Raw genomic sequence first — 6,154 nt, 5'->3', positions numbered from 1 at the left:
ACCGCCAGCGGCGCCACTCGCGCCTCGGCAATGTTCCGCCCGCGTTGTTTGCTGAAAAATTCAGCAAACAACCACAGGCGGCTTGAAACAAGAGTGTCCGCTATTGACAGTACACCTCAATAGCACCGCGCAGAACACTTCGTACAAGTCCACCGTGCTCGGTTTCGTGCGTTTCCTCACGCTTTGCAGCAGCGGCAGGATTTCTTCAAACTTTTCTCGACTGATGTCGCTGGCGTAAGGCTTTCTCATACCGCCATTATCCGGCTATTCGGATAGATTGTGAACACGTTCTAAGATGTTCGCATGTACCTATGTTTGGTCCGGCGGCTTATGGCCGAACTCTGCCGTTGGCCACTAAGATAGCATCTTGTCAATGAGAATACTCATGAGGCGGTCTTATTGCATGCTTACGAATCTTCCAACGGGCAAGCTGCAGGCCGCATAGGCTGGTGAGAAAAGAATCATCGTCCTTGGAAGATTAAATTATTAAGTCTTTGATTTATAAAAATAAATTTCTGTTCAGCGCTAGGGTTGTGATTCCTGTTGTCGTGGGTTCGAGCCCCATCAGCCACCCCACAGAATAAGTAAGAAAATCAAAGGGTTACACGCTTCGGCTTGTAACCTTTTTTTATTTTCAGGATGATTCCTTGCGAGCATCATCGCACAGGTTAATGACAGACAGCCAAGACTATCCGTCAGCCCACACAGGGTCGCCCGATTTTACGATTTCGCCGCCAGCGCAGGGTGCTGCGCATCGACACAATAACCATTCCAGTACACTTCCTCGAACGAGGTCAGGGAAATCCCTTTTTTTGACGCCTCCCTGTCCTGCATGCTGGCTTCATCCATCTCGACAATATACGTGTTAAAGGTGTTGAGCTTTTCATTATCGGCACTGACGGAAACAAAACGCGTGCCGCCGGTATATGCCCCGAAGCCATTCTTGCCGTCAACGATACCGCACACGACGATTTCCATCGTTTCGCTATCCTTGCGCTTGTGAACGAGATACGAGGAGCGGATCACCGTCGAATCGGGATCTTTCATTTTCGCCTTCAATGCCTTGAGGGCATCGTCCTTTGCCCAGCCATCGGGTCCGGCCATCTTGTTACGCACATAATAACCTGCAGCCATTAGCGATGGCACACCAATAACGAGCACCACCACAGCAATAAGCAACCACTTCAGAAATTTCATACCCACCCTTCAAAGACCAATATCAGAGAATGCACCGGCCGTGCGAATACACTGCCAGCGAGCAATAAAACTATCGCATGATCATTTGGATATGTATGAATGTCAACTTCCAAAATCCCCGGCACTCGCACAACAAGTTTGGCCAGCTTGCTCACGGCACCAGAATCCCCTGGAGCCAATAGCAACACGTTCGGAACAAGAATTGTGCGAACGCAACGAGAGACACTCGATGCGGAAGCCGTGCGTATGCTTGCGCATGGCATACGGAGACAATCCCGGCACCTGCGGGACGGAGCCTCTTCGTGCAAGCGGGGCAGCTTAATCCCAAGCAAACTAGGTAAGCAAAGGCTCGCCAGGCAGTGCTTGATGACGCGTAAACCTAGCCCGCCAGCACCGACTGGACCGTCGTTGCCAAGTCTTCCAGTCGCACGGGTTTGACGAGGAAGTGGCGGAAGCCCACGGCCAACGCATCGTCCATATACATGGGCAGGCTGTGGCCCGTGACGGCGATCAGCACGGCATTGGCCGTCTCGGGATGGTGGTGCAGGCGGCGGCCGATTTCGATGCCGCTGATGCCGGGCATCTCGATATCGAGGTAGACGGCGTCGGGCACGCACAGCTTGACTTGCTCGACGGCCATCTGCCAGTTGCGCACCACCACCGCATGGTGGCCCAGCGCTTCGAGCAGCATGGCCAGCGCTTCGCCCACTTCCTGGTTATCGTCGACCACCAGCAGATTGAGTTTGCGCGCAGCACTTGCCGGCTGGTCGCCCTGGCGGCGTTCCACGGAGGAATTGCCTGGTGTCGTTTCAGTTGTCTGGCTCATTGTACCTTCACGTCTGACGGCTGCAAAAGCGGGAGTATACAAGAGCACGTGGAATGCCGCCGCACCCCAGCAATGGTGCCAAGCGGCAATCCTGGCCGCCCGCTGTACCGCGCCAGCAACATTTCCTTCCATGCCCCGGCGAAAGCCTGCCCTACGCAGTTTGCGCGATTGACGGATAAAATGAGAATCATTATCATTCTTATCCCCTTGCGCCGGATGTCCACGCCACAATATTGGCGCGCCGCCTGATTGCCTGCGCAAACATTGTCATTACGGAGATCCATGCATGGCCGCCACACTTTCCCCACTGCCCTTTTCGCTGCGCCCATGCGCGCTGGCCATTGCCCTTGCCTGCCTGGGCGCATCCCTTGCCGCGCAGGCACAGGACGCCAGTTCGACCAATACAGCCGATAACGCCGGTCCCATCCTCGAATCCATCCAGGTCAGCAGCAACCTGCTGGGCACCAGCATGGCCGCCAGTACGAAAAATTTCGCCGGCGCCCGCACGGTGGTACAAAAAGACGACATCGAGAACTCGGGCGCATCGAGCCTCAGCGACGTGATGCGCCGCATTCCCGGCGTGCAGATCAGCGACAACTCGGGCAGCGCCGGTAGCGCCATCTCCCTGAATATCGGCGTGCGGGGCCTGGCGGGTCGCTATTCGCCGCGCAGCACGGTGTTGCTCGATGGCATCCCGATGTCGGTGGCGCCGTATGGCCAGCCACAACTGTCGTTCGCGCCCGTCAGCCTGGCCAATGTCGAGACGATCGACGTGGTGCGCGGCGGCGGCGCCGTACGCTTCGGCCCGCAAAACGTGGGCGGCATCATCAACTTCAAGACGCGCCGCGTGCCCACCACGCCAGGCGTCACGGGCGACGCCAGCGTGCGCTACAACGCGTACAGCGAAGTGGGCCACAACACGCAAGCCAGCGTCTTTGCCGGCACCCAGCTCGACAGCGGCCTGGGCCTGGCGGTGCTGTATTCCGGCATCCGCGGCAGCGACTGGCGCGTGGGCAGCGATGAAAAAGTCAACGACTTCGCCCTCAAATTCCGCTACGACCTGAGCCCGACGGCCGAGGTGTACGGCAAGCTGTCCTACTATGACGTGACGTCGCGCACGCCGGGCGGCCTGACCGCCGCCCAGTACAAGGCCGACCCGTTCCAGAACACACGCCCGACCGACTACTGGAACGGCGAGCGCAAGGCCTTCGACATCGGCTACCTGAATGCCCTGTCCGGCACGCAGGAAGTGGAAGTGCGCGCCTATTACAACAAGAGTTCGCGCGAAAGCATCCTGATCAATGCCGGACGCACGGGCCTGGGCCACCAGCCGCGCAACTATGAAACGACGGCCATCGAGCCACGCTACACGCAGCGCTTCATCAAGGGCAAGGTATCGCAGGACATCACCGTCGGCTACCGCTACCTGGTTGAACGGGCCGACGAGACCATCTACAACGTGGTCATCGCCAGCGGCGTACAACAAAAGCCGACGCGCTTCGCCGACAATGCCACCGATGCACAGGCCGTGTATATCGATGACAAGATCGCCATCGGCGCCTGGCGCATCACGCCCGGCGTGCGCTACGAACACATCAAGACGGAACGCTACAACCACTTGCCGACCGACCAGAAGATCAAGTTGCTCAACAACAAGGCCCTGCCCTCGCTGAACGTGGCCTACTTGCTCAACAACAACGTGACCCTGTTCAGCAACTACAACAGCTCGTTTGGCGCCGTGCAAAATACGCAGCTGAACTCACAGTCCAGCAAGAATCCGTTGCAGCCGGAACTGGCCAAGACGGCCGAGCTGGGCGCGCGCTGGAAGAGTGGCCAGCTGTCGGCCGAAGCGACCTTGTTCAACATCAAGTTCGATAACCAGATCCAGTCCGTCGGCAGCGGCGATAACGCTGTCTTCTACAACGTGGGCGCCACACATCACCGGGGCCTGGAATCGGCCATCGACTACCATTTCGCCAAGTCCGGCCCACTGGCCGGCTTGAACGCCTACACCACCTACACTTACACCAAGGCCACCTTGCAGGATGGCGTGAACGCGGGCAATGACGTGCCCTTCTATTCGCGCACCACGGACACCGTCGGCGCCCACTACCAGCTAGGCGCCTGGGGTTTCGACCTGTCGAGCAGCCACCAGAGCCGTCAGTTCGCCGACGAAGCCAACACCGTGGCGGAAAATGCAGCCGGCAACCTGGGCACCATTCCCGGCTTCCGTACCTGGAACACGCAAGTGAAATGGAAAGTGCCGGGGCAGAACGGCCTGGAGCTGGTCGCCGGCATCAACAACCTGAGCGACAAGCGTTACTTCACGCGCACGTCGGACGGCAACCTGGGCAAGATGGTGGGCGCGCCGCGCATGGTCTACCTGCAAGGACGCCTGGCGTTCTGACGTTTTGATCCCATGCGCGCGGCGGTGTCTATCGAAACGATATGCAGCCACGTACGTTTGCGGCATGAAAAAACCTGCATCGTTGTTGTAACGATGCAGGTTTTTTTACGCGCTGATGTCACAAAAATACTGTGGTGCAAGCAGCACCAAGGCACAGTTCCCTCTGGAGTGACGTTGTAATTAATTCAGCATGGAAATTCATTGCCTTGTAGATATAAATGATTTCACAATTGCATTTATTTTTATCTGGCGGCTATTCTTTATGTGAGTTTTGGTGATATTCTTTAAATGTCATTTAGAAAATCAAATTAATCTTTAACCAACTAAAACGGATCACTCATGAAAACGCCTGCCACTCTCTTCAAGATCGCCGCACTGGCCGCCCTGGCCACCGCTGGTGCCGCCAACGCCGCGACCGAACTGGTGGTCAATGGCAGTTTTGAAAACAACGTCATCGCCTCAGCCTGGGCCCCGCTCAGCAGCGTGACAGGCTGGACTTCATCGGCCAGCGGCAACTCGGCCTTTGAAATCCAGAAAGGCGCCACGCAAGGCGGCCAGGGCGGATTCAATCCCGTCGCCGCCAACGGCACGCAATACCTGGAACTCAATACCGACCAGCTGACCTCCGTATCGCAAGCCATCGGCACCACCGCCGGCGGCACGTATGCACTGTCGTTTGCCTACTCGGGACGTCCTAATACGGCTGGCGGCGCTAACAGCCTGATGAACGTGTACTGGGGTTCCACCCTGCTGACCCCGACGGCACTGGTCGGCAACACCGGCGGTGTGTGGCAAAGCTACAACCAGAACCTGACGGCGCTGGGTAGCTCGACCGTGCTGCGCTTCGAATCGATCGGTCCGGTCTCCGCGCCCACGTACGGCTCCTACCTGGACAATGTCTCCGTGATGGCCGCCGTGCCAGAACCGGAAAGCTACGCCATGATGCTGCTGGGTCTGGGCTTGCTGGGTTTCATGGCACGCCGCAAGACAGCTGCCTGAATCTGAACAGTCGTCGCGCAACAGCCGCCCCGCCGCCTGGCCGGGCGGCTTTTTTCATGGAAAACCAGGGCATAATTCTCAGGAAATGTTGCCAAGAAGAATTAAATTGACGCTACAATAGCGGGGTATCAAGCAATGCCAAGCATCGCTCCGCCAGGGCCCCTACCCCGCCCTGATCATCAGCACGCATTTTTTGAACAGGATGACTGGCGCTGCCGGGCACGATTGCGCTCCCGGCACGGCCACCAGACACGCACCATGTCAGCAGAAAAACCCATCACCGAAACGAGTTCCTACGGCAAGGAAACACCCGTGGGACGTCCCGACATCGATGGCCGCGCCGGCATTTTCGTGCCCACAACGGAATTTGACATCGCCAACACCACCACCATTCGCAAGGGCGCGGGCATTGTCGGCTTCGGCAACCTCGATGGCACCTTGACCGTGTACTTCGAAGCGAACCGTTTCGACGAAAGCAATCTGCACAAGTGGGAACACAAGGCGCGCAAGGCGTATGACCGCATGGTCATGGGAGCGCCCACGGTGTCGAAGGCGAAGATCGATGCACGCATGCTGGAACAGGTCGGCATCATCGATGGCATGGGCATCAATCTCAAGCATCCGGAACGCCTGACGCACTGGCTGGCGATCTCGAACGTGCCTGACACGGCGCCGGAAGAGCCTGTAGTGCGCTGGAAAAACCGCTAAGCGGCCGGAGGACAAGG

At 57.8% G+C, this 6,154-nt stretch carries 5 protein-coding genes and 1 pseudogene; 3 read left to right on the top strand and 3 right to left on the bottom strand.

The window, feature by feature from the left end; translation table 11 throughout:
• Positions 1 to 120 precede the first annotated feature (120 nt).
• From ACP7DE_RS23420 to ACP7DE_RS23410, 3 genes and pseudogenes are all read right to left on the bottom strand, one after another.
• Positions 121 to 249 (bottom strand): annotated as a pseudogene (locus ACP7DE_RS23420) (transposase); the annotation flags it as partial.
• Between the two features lie 471 nt (positions 250 to 720).
• Positions 721 to 1,197: a hypothetical protein gene (locus tag ACP7DE_RS23415; RefSeq protein ID WP_426074330.1), complete on the bottom strand. Its 477-nt coding sequence runs from the start codon at positions 1,195 to 1,197 to the stop codon at positions 721 to 723.
• A gap of 379 nt (positions 1,198 to 1,576) precedes the next feature.
• Positions 1,577 to 2,023, bottom strand: coding sequence for a response regulator (locus ACP7DE_RS23410; protein WP_426074329.1), 447 nt, complete (start codon positions 2,021 to 2,023; stop codon positions 1,577 to 1,579).
• 286 nt (positions 2,024 to 2,309) lie between these two features.
• Here ACP7DE_RS23410 and ACP7DE_RS23405 point away from each other — a divergent pair, with 286 nt between their 5' ends.
• From ACP7DE_RS23405 to ACP7DE_RS23395, 3 genes are all read left to right on the top strand, one after another.
• Positions 2,310 to 4,430, top strand: a complete 2,121-nt coding sequence (locus tag ACP7DE_RS23405; protein WP_426074328.1) for a TonB-dependent receptor family protein — start codon at positions 2,310 to 2,312, stop codon at positions 4,428 to 4,430.
• 339 nt (positions 4,431 to 4,769) lie between these two features.
• Positions 4,770 to 5,429, top strand: a complete 660-nt coding sequence (locus tag ACP7DE_RS23400) for a PEP-CTERM sorting domain-containing protein (RefSeq protein WP_426074327.1) — start codon at positions 4,770 to 4,772, stop codon at positions 5,427 to 5,429.
• A gap of 258 nt (positions 5,430 to 5,687) precedes the next feature.
• A complete protein-coding gene (locus ACP7DE_RS23395; protein ID WP_426074326.1) occupies positions 5,688 to 6,137 on the top strand; it encodes a hypothetical protein in 450 nt (149 codons plus the stop codon).
• Positions 6,138 to 6,154: the final 17 nt, after the last annotated feature.

Source organism: Janthinobacterium sp. DSP2-3-3 (assembly GCF_049897325.1).
GTDB lineage: Bacteria > Pseudomonadota > Gammaproteobacteria > Burkholderiales > Burkholderiaceae_D > Janthinobacterium.
This window is presented reverse-complemented; position numbering and strand designations above follow the sequence as displayed.

What these genes read in the sequence shown, in the direction of transcription:
- ACP7DE_RS23400 (WP_426074327.1), top strand. Translation starts at nt 4,770, where the DNA reads ATGAAAACGCCTGCCACTCTCTTCAAGATCGCCGCACTGGCCGCCCTG.
- ACP7DE_RS23410 (WP_426074329.1), bottom strand. Translation starts at nt 2,023, where the DNA reads ATGAGCCAGACAACTGAAACGACACCAGGCAATTCCTCCGTGGAACGC.
- ACP7DE_RS23405 (WP_426074328.1), top strand. Translation starts at nt 2,310, where the DNA reads ATGGCCGCCACACTTTCCCCACTGCCCTTTTCGCTGCGCCCATGCGCG.
- ACP7DE_RS23415 (WP_426074330.1), bottom strand. Translation starts at nt 1,197, where the DNA reads ATGAAATTTCTGAAGTGGTTGCTTATTGCTGTGGTGGTGCTCGTTATT.
- ACP7DE_RS23395 (WP_426074326.1), top strand. Translation starts at nt 5,688, where the DNA reads ATGTCAGCAGAAAAACCCATCACCGAAACGAGTTCCTACGGCAAGGAA.